The organism is Pseudoalteromonas sp. NZS37 (assembly GCF_015864265.1).
Taxonomy (GTDB): Bacteria; Pseudomonadota; Gammaproteobacteria; order Enterobacterales; family Alteromonadaceae; genus Pseudoalteromonas; species Pseudoalteromonas arctica.
The window spans coordinates 567,190-585,836 of the sequence record NZ_JADYXL010000001.1; the positions used below are offsets into that span (position 1 = coordinate 567,190).

The 18,647-nt window shown below is 36.7% G+C and carries 14 protein-coding genes; 2 read left to right on the top strand and 12 right to left on the bottom strand.

Features of this window, described 5'->3' with window-relative positions; all coding sequences use genetic code 11:
- Window position 1: 1 nt before the first annotated feature.
- From I6F47_RS02610 to rfaH, 10 genes are all read right to left on the bottom strand, one after another.
- Window positions 2-517, bottom strand: coding sequence for an acyltransferase (locus I6F47_RS02610; protein WP_197183267.1), 516 nt, complete (start codon window positions 515-517; stop codon window positions 2-4).
- A gap of 30 nt (window positions 518-547) precedes the next feature.
- The gene (locus tag I6F47_RS02615) at window positions 548-1,510 is read right to left on the bottom strand and encodes an EpsG family protein (RefSeq protein ID WP_197183268.1); all 963 of its coding nucleotides are present in this window, start codon (window positions 1,508-1,510) and stop codon (window positions 548-550) included.
- Window positions 1,511-1,627: 117 nt separating this feature from the next.
- Window positions 1,628-2,857, bottom strand: a complete 1,230-nt coding sequence (locus I6F47_RS02620) for a glycosyltransferase (protein ID WP_197183269.1) — start codon at window positions 2,855-2,857, stop codon at window positions 1,628-1,630.
- Window positions 2,858-2,865: 8 nt separating this feature from the next.
- Window positions 2,866-4,320: an oligosaccharide flippase family protein gene (locus I6F47_RS02625; protein WP_197183270.1), complete on the bottom strand. Its 1,455-nt coding sequence runs from the start codon at window positions 4,318-4,320 to the stop codon at window positions 2,866-2,868.
- A gap of 50 nt (window positions 4,321-4,370) precedes the next feature.
- Window positions 4,371-5,315 (bottom strand): nitroreductase family protein, encoded by a 945-nt coding sequence (locus I6F47_RS02630; protein ID WP_197183271.1) that lies wholly within the window; start codon window positions 5,313-5,315, stop codon window positions 4,371-4,373.
- 47 nt (window positions 5,316-5,362) lie between these two features.
- Window positions 5,363-6,412 carry a polysaccharide pyruvyl transferase family protein gene (locus I6F47_RS02635; protein ID WP_197183272.1) on the bottom strand — a complete coding sequence of 350 codons (1,050 nt, stop codon included), beginning with the start codon at window positions 6,410-6,412 and terminating at the stop codon, window positions 5,363-5,365.
- A gap of 143 nt (window positions 6,413-6,555) precedes the next feature.
- Window positions 6,556-8,817 (bottom strand): polysaccharide biosynthesis tyrosine autokinase, encoded by a 2,262-nt coding sequence (locus tag I6F47_RS02640; protein ID WP_197183273.1) that lies wholly within the window; start codon window positions 8,815-8,817, stop codon window positions 6,556-6,558.
- A 15-nt stretch (window positions 8,818-8,832) separates the two neighbouring features.
- A complete protein-coding gene (locus I6F47_RS02645; protein WP_197183274.1) occupies window positions 8,833-9,267 on the bottom strand; it encodes a low molecular weight protein-tyrosine-phosphatase in 435 nt (144 codons plus the stop codon).
- A gap of 11 nt (window positions 9,268-9,278) precedes the next feature.
- On the bottom strand, window positions 9,279-10,394 hold the full coding sequence (locus I6F47_RS02650) for a polysaccharide export protein (RefSeq protein ID WP_197183275.1): 1,116 nt from the start codon (window positions 10,392-10,394) through the stop codon (window positions 9,279-9,281).
- A 950-nt stretch (window positions 10,395-11,344) separates the two neighbouring features.
- The gene (rfaH, locus tag I6F47_RS02655; RefSeq protein WP_197183276.1) at window positions 11,345-11,827 is read right to left on the bottom strand and encodes a transcription/translation regulatory transformer protein RfaH; all 483 of its coding nucleotides are present in this window, start codon (window positions 11,825-11,827) and stop codon (window positions 11,345-11,347) included.
- Between the two features lie 750 nt (window positions 11,828-12,577).
- Here rfaH and I6F47_RS02660 point away from each other — a divergent pair.
- A complete protein-coding gene (locus I6F47_RS02660; protein WP_197183277.1) occupies window positions 12,578-13,951 on the top strand; it encodes an MBL fold metallo-hydrolase RNA specificity domain-containing protein in 1,374 nt (457 codons plus the stop codon).
- 161 nt (window positions 13,952-14,112) lie between these two features.
- Window positions 14,113-14,565 (top strand): REP-associated tyrosine transposase, encoded by a 453-nt coding sequence (locus I6F47_RS02665; RefSeq protein WP_197183278.1) that lies wholly within the window; start codon window positions 14,113-14,115, stop codon window positions 14,563-14,565.
- Window positions 14,566-15,348: 783 nt separating this feature from the next.
- On the opposite strand, the gene I6F47_RS02670 is transcribed toward I6F47_RS02665, so the two are convergent.
- On the bottom strand, window positions 15,349-17,283 hold the full coding sequence (locus tag I6F47_RS02670; RefSeq protein WP_197183279.1) for a polysaccharide biosynthesis protein: 1,935 nt from the start codon (window positions 17,281-17,283) through the stop codon (window positions 15,349-15,351).
- 170 nt (window positions 17,284-17,453) lie between these two features.
- Window positions 17,454-18,632: a DegT/DnrJ/EryC1/StrS family aminotransferase gene (locus tag I6F47_RS02675; RefSeq protein ID WP_197183280.1), complete on the bottom strand. Its 1,179-nt coding sequence runs from the start codon at window positions 18,630-18,632 to the stop codon at window positions 17,454-17,456.
- Window positions 18,633-18,647: the final 15 nt, after the last annotated feature.

The following is an 18,647-nucleotide window of genomic DNA, read 5'->3' on the forward strand; positions in this document are numbered from 1 at the left end:
TTTAATTGCTTTCCGAAATTATTCTTGCTGGTATACCAGCTACTGTTGAATGGTCAGGTATGTTTTTAGTTACTACAGCACCTGCTGCAACTATGCAGTTACTTCCAATAGTTATACCAGGAAGGATAGTCACGGAGTGACCGATCCAAACATCATCCCCAATGACCACTTTTTCAGTAGTTATCGTGGACGATGCTATAGATTCACCAGCACGCGCATGATGCATACTGGCTATCATAACGGCCGGACCTAACCGCACATGATTTCCTATTTCGACCCCTCCAATACAATCAATGATGTTATTCCGACCAAATCCTGAATTATTACCAATAATCAATTTTTCAGGGTGATAAATTTCAACATTTTCTTTTATTGTGATTTTTCGACCAGCTTTTTTAAAAAAAATCTTCAAACAATACCCTCGGATGTAATGTCCAACACGACCGGGAATAAACAGAAAAAAACACTGATAAATAGACCATAATTCTTCAAATATAATTCTTTTTATTTTATTCATTTTTTCTTATCCAACTCATTTTTGGTTAACTTAGATCATAGATATAAAAACAGGAATCGCTTTTGCGAATATTAATATTAAAAAAATAAAATAATATACTTTATTAGATTTATATATCACGTCAGCTAGGAAAACTTCAAATACAATATAAACTAGCAATATCCTACCAGACAAAACAGCTATTGAAGAAAAAGCTATCACACAAGAAATTAATAGTAGTGAATATAAAACCAGATCCAACTCTTTTTTCGAAAAAAAGCTTTTATTAACATTAGCTTTAATTATCAATTCCATTAAGAAAAACATTGAAATTACCGCATACAAAAAGGAAAAAAGTGATTTACTCTCCATATATTTTGAATTTAAGTAATAGTCAAATCGCGTATATGGCAATAAGAACTCAACTAGAGGCGATATAGTAAAATAACTAACAACAATTACCACATAGAAAACCAACCTGTATTTAACAAATGGAACGATATATCTCTGCAAAGTGCTATTTATTATGACTAAGCCTAACAAGACAAATGACCCGTAATGAACTAAGCATGAGAATATCAACCCAGTGTTTTTAAGGCGTCCTTCCAAATATCGAAAACAAGATATAAACAAAAAAACACTTAGAAAGTAACGAACTTGCGTCCCTATAGCTACAGACAAAAAGGTATAATTTATAATAAAAACCGTTAACTGAGGCAGGTTTCTAACATTAAAAAGAAATAATGAAGTTAATAAAACAAGTGTTACAATCCAAAACCCATCGAAATCTAAGTTAACAAAGTCTCTTAAAAAAGATTGAAAATATTCAAACCCAATATCATAAGTCCAACTAGCCCTTTCATAATTTGAAATATAATTATGTATATCTGGATTTTTCGCTTTGTCATAATTAACTAATTCAAAACAAAAAAACAAAAAAACAAAAACAATTAAAATTAAAATTATTTTATTAAGGAAAAATAAGTGAATATTTTTTTTATATAGCGAATTCATAACCCTCCTTACATGTTTCACTTAGAATTCAATTATAAAAATAAAATTACTTTACACAACCGTCACATTTAATAAAAGCGCAAAGAAAGTAATTACTTTATAAACCAACGCAAAAAATCATAAATGAGCTATATTTAACAAGTCAGAATTTAAAGTATTGTTATTGTACTTTGTCAAACAAATTTCTCTAGCTCGAGTACGAATATCTATAATATCTTCTTTTGACAAGCTCTGAATATTAAGCAAGCAATTTACTAATCCATTAATGTCGTGTTCGTTTACTAAAAAACCTGTAACCGAATGTTTAATCAACTCTGGTATTCCAGAATGATACGTTGAAAGGGCAATTAAACCTTTCGCCATAGCTTCCATAAGAGCAACCGGAATTCCTTCCATATCACCACTCGCAGCTTTTACGCTGGGTAATAGAAACACATCCGCATCATTGAGATACTGCTTTACAACACTTTGTGGTTGCTGCCCGAGGAGGCGAATATAACTACTGGCTTCTAATGATGCAATTAACCGTTTTGCCTGCAGATAAAGCTCGCCATCTCCGATAATTATAAATTCAATGTCTATTCTTTTGGAAGCAAGTACAACAGCGTTTATCGAGTCTAGAATAGATTTTTTATCCGTAAGCCGCCCAACTTGAATAACTTTTAGTGCATGAGAAAAGGGAGTCGCTGGATTCCTAAATTCAAAATCATTAACATCAATTCCCATGCGATGTACTAATATTTTTTTTTCATCACATCCCCAGTTTATTAATAGCCCTTTCCATAATTCGCTGATTGGTAACATTAGATCGCCTCTAATGAATAATTGCTTATACTGTGGGAGATACTTATTAATAACATTATAATCACTAACTTCATAGCCATGGAAAACGGTAGATATACGGCCTTCTAAAATCCCTAACTCACGCATCTTACACAGGTAATAACCATTAACACCAAAATGACAAATTACATTGTCATATATCAACTTTTCATTTTTGAGTAACTTCAATGCAGAAATAAGGTTCAATTTCTGTGTGACTGTAAGGTACTTATCAAAAAAAACATTAATTAAGAGTTTAAGTCGACCTGTAAAAACTAAAGTTATAGAATTTAGCAATGAAATGAAAAATTTATGACTTTTATTTTTTTTTGAGCCAATACCAATACATCTTAATTTATCTAATAAAGAATATTCTAATACCGTTGAATGCATTACTTTAGGAGATACAGTTTCATTACTAATAATATCAACTTTAGCACCTAACTTAATTAAACCAACAATTTGATTAATAATAAAAGTTTCAGAAAGAACTGGAAAACTGTTTGAAAAAACGGCTATACGCATTAACACCTCTATTTATTACAAAAATTTATTTTATTTATAAAGAAATACGGATTTGGAAGTGAAATAATATTATTTTGTAACTTATAACAAGCTAGATAATAGAATAATATAGAAAATATAGAGACAGATATAATGTATATATAATCATTAAAATAAAATGAAACATTATATACAATACCCACCCCTAATAGGATAGATAGAAATGATAACCCAGAAAAAACTAAAATAGGATAAATATAAGCAGAATATTTAAACTCTATAAGTTTCTTAAAAAACACTAAATAAATTACATTTATTAATAAAAGCTGTAGTAATGCAAGCCCCCAAGCCAGTGTAAAGGCTCCATGAGGCGCAAGGACAATGCAAAGTAGTGAATATAATCCCAAAACAGAAAGGTTCCAATAAAAATCAATTTTCGTTTTTCCTAAACCTTGTGACATAGAACCAACTAAAGCACCACCTAAAGAACGAAACATCCAAAATAATGCTAATGGTATTATAAATAATGAAGTTTCAGCTTTATCTTTTCCATACATGGTGAGTACAACTTCCTCGGCTAGAAAACACAATAAAATATAAGGTGGAATTATTAGTGCAACAACATAAGTATGCGCCTTTTCCACAAGTAATCTCATTTTTTCCATATTTGATTGGGAAGCTGCTAGTAATGGCAAACTAATTTTTTGAACAATTGGTAAAATAAATGCAGATGGTTTTTGCACTAGCTGCTTAGCTAAGCTATAAGCGCCTAAATGAGCACTTCCAATAAAGAAACCTAGTAGTAATGTATCTAGATTCGCTCTTAATTGATTGATTAATTGAGTACCAATTTGATAAACACCATAATTCCAAGCAGATTTAGCATCTTTATAAGAAAATAAAAGTTTAGGCAACCAACATTTATCTGCATATAACCAAATAGTTGAGCACCTGATAACACTTGTAGCTAGTCCACCGAGAATAATCGAAGCTGCGCCGAAGTCAGAATACGCAGACAACACTGCAACTACCGTACCTATAGATTTTGAAACAATATCAAATTTAGCCAATTCATTCAGTCTGAAATCACAAACGTACCTTGCTTGCATCTGCGCTGAAAGCGATATAGGTATGAAAGATAAAGCAGATATAAGTATTAAGTTCGTTATTTCAGGCTTATCATATAAACTTGCAACTAAAGGGGATAGTAATATCAATAACATTAATAGCCCTCCCCCTGATAATAGACAAATCCAAAATACTGTAGAATTCAATTCTACAGTAATCTTTTGTCTATAAACCAAGTAATTTGCCATTCCAAGATCAGCTAACACTTGAGAGATATTAATAACTACCATCACAATAGCAACTAAACCAAAATCTGAAAGCGTTAAGAACCTTGTTAGGATTACGAGTTGTACTAACGATAAAGCAAAAACAACCACGCTCGATAAGGCTTGCCATTTTATAGTGTTTTTAATCATAAATTCTCAAAAAGAGCTGTATACATGAAACTTATACACAAATATTTAATTTAGATGAGGAGATCTTTTATATCCATTCTTGCAGGAGTAGGTGGGATATATTTGGGAAGACCTACGGCTAATATAGCAACAGGTTCTATGTAATCTTCAATATTTAACTTTTTACAAAACCTGTCATATGCCTCCTGATTAACTTTCCTTGATTCTATCAAGTCACGTCCAAAATGATTCCAACATGTCCCTAGACCAGACTCATGAGCACCAGTAATCATTGTCATTATCGCTGCACCTGCATCTACAAAAAGTGCTGTCTCATAGTCCTTATTTGACAAAGAGCCATAGACTCTTCTGTCCATACCCACGAAAATAAGTAGAGGAGCGCTAGTGCAATGCTCTTCTTTAAGCTTATCCAATAATAGCTTATCCTCATTATCAATAAGTATTTTAAATTTCCACGGCTGTCGATTTCCTGAACAAGGCGCCCACCGAGCACTATCAATCATAGTGTGAGCAATCTCTAACCACTCAGTTCTTTGTAATTGTTCTTTACTCCAAACTCGCACGCTACGGCGAGTGCTAATTTGCTTTGAAAAAGAATCTAGATGTGTAAAGTTATATTCTCTTGCATCAGAGCTATTCGGAGAAATAAAACCCTCGTATAAATCCTCAAATGAAATACGAATTTTTTTCGCCCATAAAACAGTATTTTCTGTTGTAAATCTATTTCTTTTCTCAAATATGAGAAAAATACAATCTAATCTTTTGGCTTTCTCTAAATACATAGAGTACTTAGCTTTAAAAATATTATTGTAAGTAGACTTCTCAATCCTGTGAGCTTCATGACGCATTAAAGATAGCAACTCATCATCACTTAAATTACTAAGAGGCATATATGGATAAAAAGATGAGTAAGTATAAGGTTTATCTGTAGGCAGCTTTTTTATTATACCAGCTTTAATTAATAATTTTTTTAGGATTTTTTTGACCGGATTCATAAACCCTCTCCCTTTTTTAAATATAAGTTTATAATCATGTGACTTTTTCACTTAAAATGTTTAGTAAGTGGATCAAAGTATTTATCATTCCAGTTAGGGACACTAAAATCGGTTTCTTTTAATACCAACTCGACCGCATCATTAACTTTATCTACAGAATCAGCAAAAGTTACAAACTTTACTTTTTCGAACCAATCAAATGCAGATGTTAACTTATGATCTACCGTTTTTAAAACAACAGTTGGTTTTTTACATAAGATAGAAAATATCAAACCATGAAACCTGTCCGTGACTATATATTCATATTGGGAAAACATTTTTAAAACTTCATCAAGTTTCTCTTTTCGTTGCTCGTTGTTTATATTTTCTGGGATCGTGGTATCAAATAGATCATAATTTAGGCTGCTATTTTTAAGTAATAAAGCCCTTTGTTCTTTTGATATTGCTGACTCATCGTCCTCTCTTAAACAAAATAACACTTTTCCATTTTTCGCCGTATTTTCTAGGTCTAAATGGCTTATGTCATAAGATAAAACGAAATCAGGAGCTTGATTTGTTGAGCAGTTATGAAAATACTTATTTGCCAATTTGAAACTCTCGTTATCACGAGCTACAATCGTCAAATTTTTATGTTTGTTATAAATTCCCTTAGAAATATTGAGTTCTTTTTGACCTTTTTCAGTATTTCGGAAATTTATCGTCTGAGGGAGGCTTAATATTTGATTATTTGGAAAATTAATAATCATTTTCCTTCGTGATGTTTCAGACCATAAACCTCTGTCACCTAAATTACCACCACTATGTAGAACTATTAAATCCGATTTATAAACTTTCTTTTTAAAGTAAGAAACACAGTTTATAACTTCATCTTTATTTACTTCAATAATTGAATGATTAGGGTAATTACGTTTTAGCCACCTATAAATTGAAACTACTTGAGCTTGGTCACCTAAATTGCTTAATTCTGGCGTTGGTGTTATTGCATATATAATACGTGCCCCTTTGATATTGAACCTAGACTTTATCTCAGTAGACTTTAATTTCCACTTAATTATATTACTAACCTTTTTAAATACCTTAACGAATAAGTTTTTCATTTTTCTCTCTATTTCCACTAAAAATCACATAGAAATCAAATTTCTCTATGTATTAGTTATACCACTAAATTTATCTATATTTATAATTTCATTCAAAAATGACTAAGATTAGATACCCTTATAGTGCCAGTATTTAAGTAACTTTATTTCCCGTCAGATTTATACTCGTAATTATAATAACCATAGTACCCGTAGGCATTGCTTGCTTTTTTAACAACACCGTTAAATACCACACCTTTTACGTCAATACCATTTTGTTCAAAACGATTACGGGTTAACTCTATTTCACGTAAGTGATTTTGCCCAAAACGTGCTACAAGTAAAGTAGTGCCCGAATGCGCGCTGACTATTGCGGGGTCGGTTACTGCAAGTATTGGGGGGGTATCAATAATGATTATGTCGTAAGCTGTGCTTACTTCCTCAACTAGCTTACTAAAGTTTGAGTGCATTAATAATTCAGACGGGTTTGGTGGTATTTGCCCGCGCGTAATAACGCTTAAACCTTCAACTTTAGTTGGTTTAGTAACTTGCTCTAGGTTTAAACGACCCGATAGGTAATCGCTTAAGCCATCGTCCCACTTTAAACCAAACTGTGTTTGTAAGTAGCCTTTACGCATATCGGCATCAATAATAAGTACTTTTTTACCGCTTTGCGCAAGCACACTTGCTAAGTTAACCGATATAAACGATTTACCCACGCTTGGGCTTGGGCCCGATATAGCAATAATGTTGTTTTTAGCTTCCATCATCGCAAAGTGTAAGCTAGTACGTAAGCTGCGTAATGCCTCTATAGCTAGGTCGGCTGGGTTGTCGAGCGCTAATATACTTTTAGGCTTATTCGTTTTGTTTTTACGGGCTCGCTCGGCAAAGCCACTTAGTTTATCTTGATAATCTGAGTGCGGTACACTTGCGTATACAGGTAGGCCTAGTGCTTCAATTTCTGCTGGGTCTTCAACCCCTCTGTGCATTACTTTTTGGGCTAAGACTACAATCAGAGCTAATATCCCACCTAGCAATGTTGCCATTATCACTATTAATGCTTTTTTAGGTTTAACTGGCTTACTGGTGTTTACCTCAGCGTAGTCAATAATGCGTACATTACCTACTGTGCCTGCACGCACTATATCAAGCTCCTGTGTTTTACTAAGCAGTAATGTGTAAATTTGATTGCTTACCTCAACATCACGTTTTAAACGTAATAATGCTTGTTGAGTTTCAGGTAGATTACCTACCTCACCAACAAGCTCTTGTTTTTGGCTTTCAACCGCTTCTATTTGCTCAAGTATACCTTGGTATGTTGGGTGATTTTTTTTAAACTTACGACCAAGGTCTAAGCGCTTTAGGTTTAGCTCTTGTAACTTAGTTTCAAGCTTTACAACTTGCTCAAGCACGCCTTGGGTTTCTAGCGTTATGTTTATTGATTGGCGTTTAATTTGATAGTCGTTAAAGCGTTGCTCTGCATATTCAAGCTGTTTTTTAATTTCAGGTAATTGTACTTCTAAAAACTCCAGCGACTTTTGTGCCTCAGCGCTGTTGCGCTCAACATTGCGGCGTACATAAATAGCCGCTACCTTATCAAGCACTTTTTCAGCATAGCTTGGTTTAGTGCTTTCTAAACTTAAATTTATTATGCCTGAGTCTTTACCTTTTTCACTTGCACCAATAGCAGTTTGAAGGTCTAAAATAGTATTAAGGCGATCTTTACGAGTAATTGTAAACTCTGTACCAGGGCGTGCATTTAAAGTACGAATAGTTAAATTAAATTTACCGTTTGTGAGCTCAGCACCCACTTTACCCGACAATATTTGCTCACCGTCTTCATTTAAAAGTGCAAGGCTGTTGCTAGCTTGTGCTACTAATGTAAATGCTTGATTAACTGCAGTGCCTGGTACATCAAACCTAAATACACTTATACTCTCACCGCCCCATGCATAGCTGCTTGCGCCAAAACTTGGCTCTGCTAAATCGCCATTTTCCATTGGGGTAAATTTACGGTAAGCGCGGCTACCTATAAACGGGAATAGCTTAGGCTCTGCTATAACATCAAGCTTTAAAGCATCTACGGCCTCGCCTATTATACTGCGCGATTTTAGTAGCTCTATTTCGGTTACTGCCGCTGATGTACTTTCGAACATGCCTGCCATATCGTCAAAACCAGGAACTGATGCACCGCCGTCTTCAACTTGTATCATGGCTGTTGCTTGGTAAACAGGGGTACTTAATACTGCATAAATAACACCCACAAACATAAACAGCGTAGTTACGGCTACTATAAAATATTTGCGGTCGAGCAATGCGCCTAGTAGCGCCATTAAATCAATTTCTTGCGTTGGTTGCGTGTTATTTGTGCTTTTATTATTAGCGCTACTAGCATTACTAGCGCTGTTGTTCGGCTGGGTATTCATTAAATTAGCCATTCCTTATAAATACTTTTGCCAAGCGCTACACGCGCTGTCGATTAATGTATAAACGTGCTCAAAAGCCTCTTGGCTTTGGCGATATGGGTCTGGTATTTCGGCGTTATTAATCCACTTACCGAGTAAAAACGTTTTACCGCGCGCCTCTGGGTAGCGAGCATGTACATCGTTTAAATGGCGTTCTTCCATTACGAGTATTACGCTGTTTTGCGCTACTAAGCTTGATGTAAGCTGCTTGCCTTGGTGTGCATCCATATTAACGCCATGTGCGAGCGCTATTTGCTTTGCTTTTGCATCTGCTGGTTTGCCTTCAAGTGCTGTTAACCCAGCTGACGATACTTTAATATTTTTGCCTTTAAGCTTTTGCTTTAAAACATACTCACCTGTTGGGCTGCGGCAAATGTTGCCTGCACACACTACTAAAACTGAATCAAACATTTTAAAAACCCTTAGTTTGCAGTTATATCGTCAACACTATCTACAGTAGCGATTGACGGTAATAGTAAGCTAATTACACGGTTCCAACGGGCAAGTGGTGCCGATGTTACATATACAATATCGCGCGGTTGTAGCTCAAACTGCTCAGCTAATACCATTGCCGCTATATTTTTAGCATGTAATTGGTATACATTTGCAATAATACCGGTTTGCTCTACGTCACTTCTACGCAGTACAAATACGCCATTAGCGTCGGCTGTATTTTCGTTTAAGCCGCCCGAATCGCTTAGCGCTTCGGCCAAGTTTAAACCATAACGGTTAAGCGTTACTGAACCTGCTTTTTTAACATCACCCAATACAAATATTTTTTGTGCATCGTTTCGGTTTACGTGCACTATGTCGCCGTGTTGTAACAAACGGTTTTGCGAAATGTCACCATGGGCATAAAAGTCATCAAGTTTAATAACTTCTGTTTTGTCGCCACGGGTAAATGTTACTGTGCGCCAATCGGCTGCATCAGTTAAGCCGCCCGCTTGGCTTAAGGCATCAATTAAGGTAAGTGGAATTTCGGTTACTGGGTATACACCAGGCTTGTTAACTTCACCGGTAACGTAGGTTTTCTGGCTTCTAAAGCCAACTACTTTTACGTCTACTTGAGGGTCTTCTATTACTCGGCTTAGGCGTTTTACAAGCTCGTTGCGTACTTGGCTTATTGTTTTACCTGCAGCGGGTATATTTGGTGCGTAAGCGTAAGTAATGGTGCCATCTCGTTGTACTCTAAAGCCGTCAAACTCTGCGGTACGTTGTACTGCTGCCGGTATTGTTAGCTCTGGGTGATCCCATACGCCTATTGTTAGTACGTCGCCAACACCTAGTTTGTATTCGTAGTTACTTACGTTTAAACCAGCGGTGCTTGAAATTGGTTTAGCTGCTATACGCGCTTGATTTTGTTTATTTATTAGTAGCGAGTCGATTATTTGAATGTTTACTTTTTCGAGATCTTGTTCGAGGTTTTGTGTTTGCTCGCCTGAGTCTATACCTTCAAAGTGGCTGCCTGGTACTATTGTACAGCCGGTCATGCTTAGTATTGCGAGTATTGATGCGAGTGATTTACAGCTTAACGCCATTGTAGAATCCCAAAATTATTTTAAATATTGCACTTACTCACCAACCTTGGTGAGCACTTGTATTTTAGCCGACTAATTAAAGCATGTGCACTATTGTGAATCAATAGTCTTTGCTTTGTAAAAGCTTTGTTACTAAGTTTTTAATTAGCACTGAAATTATATCAGTATTTTCATAAGGCCTTTATGAATAAATTTAATTGATAGCCGTTTTCAGTAAAACACTTAACGCATTCATCACCAATTGTACAAAGAGAAGTGAATGAGAGTAGATGAGAAGCCATTTAAACAAGTGTATTATGGCTGTTTACTTCTCTAAAGCGCAGTGCGCTCTTAACCCTTTCATGAATAAACCCTATTACGAGCTTTGCTCGTCACGCCAGCAAGCTGTGCGTCTACAAGTGAACTTAACCACGGTGTTAAACTTTGCCGTTGGGCTTTCACACGAATAGCACTCTTAGCTTATTTTTGAATAAACTCATTGAGTTTTGCACAAAGAGAAGCGAATGAGGAGTAAATGAGAAGACATTTAAATAAGTACTTTATGGCTGTTTACTTCTCTAAAGCGCAGTGCGCTCGACCTCTTCAGATTAACCACTTAAAGCTTTATTGCACAAAGAGAAGCAAATGAGGAGTAAATGAGAAGCCATTTAAATAAGTACTTGTGGCTGTTTACTTCTCTTGAGCGCAGTGCGCTCTTAGCCCTTTCATGAATAAACCCTATTACGAGCTTTGCTCGTCACGCCAGCAAGCTGCGCGTCTACAAGTGAACTTAACCATGTAGCTTTAAGTGCTTTAGGCACGCTTCCGCCCTTAGGTTACAGTTCCTAGTTACTGATATAAAAATATTTTTTCGCGGCATAAAGCCGCTGCTACATTTTAATTCACGCAGTGTAAAACCGCTGCTACGTTTTAATTCACGCGGTGTAAAACCGCTGCTACGTTTTTAGTTACTATTGCTTAATATCTTTATTATCTACACTTACTTCAATTTTTTGATTAAGTAAGTTAATTAGTAAAATACTGCGCAAGTCGCCATCGGGCTCTTTGTATATTGCTTGTATATTACTGAATGAATCATTGTTAACACTTACTACATCACCTGTTTTTGGTATTTGTGATTCAGTAGTGTGTGCACGTTCATTTTTTAACTGGTCAATTATGTACTTAGAAACCAACTGATAATTTGCTCCATAAGAAACAAAACCGCCTATTCCACGGGTGTTTTTTACAGCAGAAAAGTTACCATTTTTTGATTCAAGGCATACAAATAAATAATTAGGGAATAAAGCGGTGTGTTTGACGGTCCGACGACCTTTAACCAACCTTTCGGTAGTTAATTTGGGGTAAAACGCTTCAATCCCTTGATTTTGCAAGTTAGTTTTCGCTCGCTCTTCTTGCTTAGGTTTGCATACGACTAAATACCAACATTCCATAGTAGCCCTTAATACATAACTAAATTGCAAAAAATACAATTCCAAACTAAACAACGGCGGCATTATAGCCAACATAGAGTGCCTATGTAAATACGCCTTAGTGGTTAATAGCCACTCACTTTGATAAATATTGTTATTGAGTTTAAAGGGAGTAAAGGCTTTAACGCTAGTTTAGTACCTATAAAGCTATGTTTAGATTGGGCTAAACAAAAGTTTAGCCGCGAAAATTTATTAAGAAATTTAATTAATATTTTTTTAATAAATATACAAGTAAGAGCGCGAAGAAAATTCGCACCTACCGGTTGGTACATGTTTGTAGGTGAGGTTTTATACCTCGCTTTTTAGGTGTTAAAACATGAGCGCGAAATAAATTCACACCTATCGGTTGGTATATATTTGTAGGTGAGGTTTTATACCTCGCTTTTTTAGGATTTAAAACATGAGCGCGAAATAAATTCGCACCTACAGGTTGGTGCATGTTTGTAGGTGAGGTTTTATACCTCACTTTTTGGGAGTTAAAGTATGAGCGCGTAGTAAATTCGTCCCTACCGGTTAGTACATGTTTGTAGGTGAGGTTTTATACCTCGCTTTTTAGGTGTTAAAGCATGAGCGCGATGTAAATTCGCACCTACAGGTTGGTGCATGTTGTAGGTGAGTTATTAATTTAGCCCAAGCGTTAAAACCTTGAATAATTATGGCTTTACTTCTACCTTAAAATTCAATGTAACAAATTGATGACAAGGAAGCACAATGCAAATACTTCACCACGGAGCGGTTAACGGCGTTACTGGTTCGTGCCACGAGCTGGTAGTTAACGAGCAAACAAGTGTGCTTATTGATTGCGGATTATTTCAAGGCGAAGACTCTAAAGCCGACCTTTCAATTGAGTTTAATATTACCCATGTTACTGCCCTTATTGTTACCCATTGCCATATTGACCATGTTGGCCGAATTCCTTACTTATTAGCAGCCGGTTTTAAAGGCCCTATTTTTACAAGTATTGCATCTGCCAGCTTATTACCTTTAGTAATTGAAGATGCTTTAAAAGTGGGTGTAACCCGCGACCCTAAAATTATAGCTGCCTGCTTAAGCTTATTAAATAAACGTATAGTTGCTGTAGATTATAAAACGTGGTTTGAACTACCTTGCAAAGGGCTCAATAAAGCTAAAGCGAGGTTTCAGCGTGCTGGGCATATATTGGGTTCTGCCTACGTTGAAATTGATATTACAAATAATGATAACAACAAACATCGCGTTGTATTTTCAGGAGACTTAGGCGCGCCGTATACCCCGCTACTCCCTTCACCTAAGCCGCCCTATAAAGCCGATACTCTAGTTATTGAATCAACCTACGGTGATAAAAATCATCAAGGCCGTAAAGAGCGTACAAAAACGCTAAAAAGCATTATTGAACGCGCCGTAGCCGACAATGGTGTTGTTTTAGTACCTGCTTTTAGTATTGGCCGCACACAAGAGCTGCTATACGAGCTAGAGCAACTCATACATAGCTCATCTAAAAAGTCTAAGTGGCGAGACATTCACGTAATACTCGACTCCCCTATGGCAGCCAATTTTACTGAGCAATACAAAACGTTTAAGCACCTATGGGATAGCGAGGCCAAACGCAAAGTTGCAAACGGTAGGCACCCGCTCGATTTTAACAATCTAACTACGGTTGATTCACACAAAGAGCATTTGGCTGTTATTAACTATTTAAGTTCGCGGCAAACACCAGCCATAATATTAGCGGCAAGTGGTATGTGTACTGGTGGGCGAATAGTTAATTATCTTGAGCGATTTTTAAATGATAAAACCACCGATGTATTATTTGTAGGTTACCAAGGTAATAAAACGTTAGGCCGCGAGATTCAAAAGTATGGCCCACGTAATGGGTATGTTTTTATAAATGATGCTCGCATAACTATAAACGCCAAAGTACATACAATTAGTGGCTATAGCGCCCATGCCGATCAAAACGGATTAATTAAGTTTGTAACGGGTATGCATAAAAAGCCAAGCCATATAAAAATTGTGCATGGCGATGATGATGCAAAAAGTGCGTTAGCAGCAAAGTACAAAGAGGTATTAAGTAATGATGTTGAAGTTGAGATTGGTAAATTGTAGGCGAGAAGCTTGCTCACGCAATTTGATAAATACGTAAAAGCTGCGCTTTTAGTGCGCCAGCAAGCAAGACGCCTACATGGTCACAAACACCGAGGGTAAAAATACACGTAGGCGTGAAGCTTGCTCGCGAAAATTAATTTATTCAAATGGAAATTAATTATATGGCTAACACACATAAACGTTTAAAAGGACGCTGCACTTCGGTAAACGCTTATTACTCTATTACAATTTGTTGTGATTTTCGTAAGCCATTATTTGCTAACTTTTTATGGGCGCGGTTAATTGCAAGTGAACTCATTAAATTTTCAAGAAAAAATTCACTGAATACTATCTGCTACGTAATTATGCCTGATCATATACATTGGCTTTTACAGTTAAATAGTAGCCTTGACCTTTCAAACCTAGTTAGGAATTTTAAAAACATTACCACTTATAGACTTAATAAACATAGCGGTACACACGGAAAGATATGGCAATCAAATTACTATGACCACAAAATAAGAAATGATGAAGATTTAATAGGTCAAGCGAGGTATATAGTGGCAAACCCTTTACGTGCTGGCTTAGTGGACAACATAAGGAAATACCCATATTGGGATTGTGCTTACTTGTAAAAGAGGTGGTTTTAAATGCGCCAGCAAGCAAGGCGCCTACATGCGCACATACACAAAGGATAAAAATACACGTAGGCGTGAAGCTTGCTCGTGCAATTTAATAAATACGTAAAAGCTGCGCTTCTAATGCGCCAGCAAGCAAGGCGCCTACATGGACGCATACACCAGGATAAAAATCCTCGTAGGCGTGAAGCTTGCTCACGCAATTTAATTAATACGTAAAAACTGCGCTTTTAGTGCGCCAGTAAGCAAGGCGCCTACATCATCACATACACCGAGGGTAAAAATCTATGTAGGCGTGAAGCTTGCTCACGCAATTTAATTAATACGTAAAAACTGCGCTTTTAGTGCGCCAGTAAGCAAGGCGCCTACATGATCACATACACCGAGGGTAAAAATCTATGTAGGCGTGAAGCTTGCTCACGCAATTTGATAAACATGTAAAAGCTGCGCTTTTAGAGCGCCAGCAGCAAGGCGCCTACATGCGCACATACACAAAGGATAAAAATACACGTAGGCGTGAAGCTTGCTCGTGCAATTTAATAAATACGTAAAAGCTGCGCTTTTAGTGCGCCAGCAAGCAAGACGCCTACATGGTCACATACACCGAGTGTAAAAATTCACGTAGGCGAGAAGCTTGTTATCGCAATTTGATAAATACTTAAAAGCTGCGCTTTTAGTGCGCCAGCAAGCAAGGCGCCCACATGGACGCATACACCAGGATAAAAATCCACGTAGGTACGTCATTCCCTACAGAGATCAAACTATTGCAATCTATTCGCTTTAAGAGCCACTTACGTTTGGTAAAATTGTAACGTTAGTTTGATTGTTATATTTTTGCTTCCAATTCAAATCACAAATGCCATCAGTGGGTGAAAAGGCAGTAGGTGCTGTTAAAAATAACCTACGTATTTCTTGATGATCAGACTCGTCACATGCAATTTTAAGTTTATCTAAAAATGGATCGAGCTCAGACCAAGGCATTTTAACTTCTTGTGCACTTAGGATTCTTGGGTGGTCTGTTCCAATTACGTTGTCTCCTATAAGGAGCTCTTCAAAGAGTTTTTCACCCGGGCGTAATCCTGTGCACTTTATTTCTATATCGCCATTTGGGCGTTTTGCATGTTTAACTTCAAGCCCCGATAAATGAACCATTTTAACAGCTAAATCTTTAATTTTAACAGGCTCTCCCATATCAAGTACAAACACGTCACTACCCACTCCCATTGCACCCGCTTGAATAACCAACTGGGCAGCTTCTGGTATTGTCATAAAGTAACGCGTTATATCTTGATGAGTAAGTGTTATTGGGCCGCCTGCTTTAATTTGTTTTCTGAACAGAGGCACAACAGAACCAGACGATCCTAAAACATTACCGAATCTGACCATAGTAAACCGTGTTGTGTCTTGGATTTCAGATAGCCCTTGCAGTACTAATTCAGCCATGCGCTTAGTGGTACCCATTATATTTGTTGGGCGTACTGCTTTATCTGTAGAGATTAATACAAATGTTTCTACTTTAGTATTAATTGCCGCTGTAGCTACATTGTAGGTGCCATAAACATTGTTACGTACGCCTTCAACTACATTATGTTCAACTAATGGTACATGCTTATACGCAGCGGCATGATAAACAGTTTGAACACTAAAAGTAGAAAATGTTGACTCAACTAATTTTTTATTTTGAATAGAGCCGAGTATTGGTAATATTTCGATACTTGAGTCATTTTTGGCGCAAAATTCTGACAGCTCCTTTTCAATTGCATAAAGCGCGAACTCAGAAAGCTCAAATAGTACTAATTTAGTCGGACTATTTTTTACTATTTGCCTACAAAGCTCGGAACCTATAGAGCCGCCAGCACCTGTAACCATCACTACTTTATTAGTTATATTTGCCGACATCAAATCTTGTCGTGGTTGAACTGAATCACGACCTAACAGGTCATCAATTTCAACATCTTTGACTTCATCAAGGTTAGTTGTACCAGCAACAATGTCGGCCATGCCGGGAACAGTCATTACTTGTAGTTTAAATTTCTCTATCGCGTTAAGTACTTCTTTTCGACGGCTTCGAGATGTACTTGGCAGCGCTAATAATATTTTATTTGCGCACTTTTGCTTTGCTATTTCAGCAATTTGAGAAGGTGCGTGCACACAAATACCTTGAATTAACGATAAATGCTTTTTAGGGTCGTCGTCAATAAAGGCGACTGGTGAATATTCTGGGCCATTTGCTAAGGCCGTGGCTAATTGACGACCAGCAGAACCTGCTCCATATATAATTACACCTTCTTTACGGCGCATAGTTATTTGGCCAACTACAGCTCGCACGGTTAGCCTTGCACCACCAACAAATAAAATACAAAAGCTGGCATAAATAAATGGTACTGTTCTTGGTACTGGCGCACTAAGAAAAAAAGATAATACAGTTAAATAAACAGTCGAAAGAACAACACCCGCAATAATTGCCCACATAGCCTGAGTATTCATATAGCGCAATACAGCTCTGTAAAGCCCAAGTTTTACGAAGCTTAATAAACTTAAAGGTAATACTGCTGCCAATAGTACCCACGTGTGTGTATTTTTTAAAACTGCTGTGCTGTCTAGTCTGAGTAAAAAAGCCAGCCAAAAAGCGACTATTATAAATACGCTATCGATGAAGAGAGAAATAATTCTTTTTTGAGGACGAGGTAAATTAACTAAAAATTTTAAAGGCACAATACATTTCCCTGAAGCTAGTAGTAATACTACTATTCTATTGATTACAATTTTACTACAAGATGAACAACTATTGAACTTAATAGTTAAAGACTATATGTAAATATTTATATAGTCTTTATGTATTTGGTTATTTTTTGTAAGTAAACGTTATCGTTAGGTATATGTTTTTATTTTAAAGAAGATAAAACAAGCACTTCGTTGATTATTTGAGCTGACTTACCTATTTCGCTTTCAGTTAAAGTTGGGTGCACTAAAAACATAATTGACGTTTCTCCTAACTGTACGGCATTAGGTAAACGTTTTTTAGGTCTCCATGGGGTACCATCAAATGCTTTTTCAAGATAAACCTCTGAACAACTGCCTTGAAAACACGGTACACCACGTTCCACAATTTCGTTTACTATACGATCTCGATTCCAATCATTAGCCAAACATTCGGGTTTTATAAATATATAATGCTTATATTGAGCATGTTCGATGTGTTCTGGCACATTAACTAATCTTACACAATCAAAGCTATCTGCAGCATTATCGAGTAATGCACCATAAGCTTGACGTTTTGCGGTCCAATTAGCCATACGCTTTAGCTGAATACGCCCTATAGCAGCTTGCATTTCGGTCATACGCCAATTTGTACCAAAACTCTCATGCAGCCATCTAAAACCTGGTGGGTGCTCTCTATTATAAATAGCATCAAAGCTTTTACCATGATCTTTATAGCTCCACATGGTTGACCATAGCTCTTTTGAGTTAGTCGTTACCATTCCGCCTTCGCCACCAGTAGTCATTATTTTGTCTTGGCAAAAACTCCATGCACCTATGTGACCAATACTTCCAACAGAACGACCTTTATATTTAGCACCATGGGCTTGTGCACAGTCTTCAATTACATAAAATCCATGTTCTTTACTGAGCGCCATTATTTCATCCATTTCAGCTGGCATACCCGCTAAATGAACAACAATAACCGCTTTTGTTTTTGGCGTTAATACTGCTTGTATAGATTCGGCGGTAATAGCTTGGCTATTTAGATCAACATCCGCAAATACAGGGGCCGCACCAGATGTAACAATACTTGAAGCTGATGCTAAAAAAGTACGCGGTGTAGTTATTACTTCATCACCAGCGCTTATATTTAATGCTTTTAAAGCAAGATCGAGTGCTAATGTGCCATTACCTAACGCTATGGCATATTCACTATCAGCCCATGTTGCAAATTCTTTTTCAAATTCACGGCCTTCAGTGCCAGTCCAATAATTTACTTTGTTAGATAAAATAACACGGCTAACTGCATCAGCTTCTTCTTGTGTAAAGCTAGGCCATGGGGAAAATGGGGTATTTAACATGCAATTCCTATAAAA

What these genes read in the sequence shown, in the direction of transcription:
- I6F47_RS02640 (WP_197183273.1), bottom strand. Translation starts at nt 8,817, where the DNA reads ATGAATACCCAGCCGAACAACAGCGCTAGTAATGCTAGTAGCGCTAAT.
- I6F47_RS02675 (WP_197183280.1), bottom strand. Translation starts at nt 18,632, where the DNA reads ATGTTAAATACCCCATTTTCCCCATGGCCTAGCTTTACACAAGAAGAA.
- I6F47_RS02650 (WP_197183275.1), bottom strand. Translation starts at nt 10,394, where the DNA reads ATGGCGTTAAGCTGTAAATCACTCGCATCAATACTCGCAATACTAAGC.
- I6F47_RS02620 (WP_197183269.1), bottom strand. Translation starts at nt 2,857, where the DNA reads ATGCGTATAGCCGTTTTTTCAAACAGTTTTCCAGTTCTTTCTGAAACT.
- I6F47_RS02630 (WP_197183271.1), bottom strand. Translation starts at nt 5,315, where the DNA reads ATGAATCCGGTCAAAAAAATCCTAAAAAAATTATTAATTAAAGCTGGT.
- I6F47_RS02625 (WP_197183270.1), bottom strand. Translation starts at nt 4,320, where the DNA reads ATGATTAAAAACACTATAAAATGGCAAGCCTTATCGAGCGTGGTTGTT.
- I6F47_RS02660 (WP_197183277.1), top strand. Translation starts at nt 12,578, where the DNA reads ATGCAAATACTTCACCACGGAGCGGTTAACGGCGTTACTGGTTCGTGC.
- I6F47_RS02665 (WP_197183278.1), top strand. Translation starts at nt 14,113, where the DNA reads ATGGCTAACACACATAAACGTTTAAAAGGACGCTGCACTTCGGTAAAC.
- I6F47_RS02610 (WP_197183267.1), bottom strand. Translation starts at nt 517, where the DNA reads ATGAATAAAATAAAAAGAATTATATTTGAAGAATTATGGTCTATTTAT.
- I6F47_RS02615 (WP_197183268.1), bottom strand. Translation starts at nt 1,510, where the DNA reads ATGAATTCGCTATATAAAAAAAATATTCACTTATTTTTCCTTAATAAA.
- rfaH (WP_197183276.1), bottom strand. Translation starts at nt 11,827, where the DNA reads ATGGAATGTTGGTATTTAGTCGTATGCAAACCTAAGCAAGAAGAGCGA.
- I6F47_RS02645 (WP_197183274.1), bottom strand. Translation starts at nt 9,267, where the DNA reads ATGTTTGATTCAGTTTTAGTAGTGTGTGCAGGCAACATTTGCCGCAGC.
- I6F47_RS02635 (WP_197183272.1), bottom strand. Translation starts at nt 6,412, where the DNA reads ATGAAAAACTTATTCGTTAAGGTATTTAAAAAGGTTAGTAATATAATT.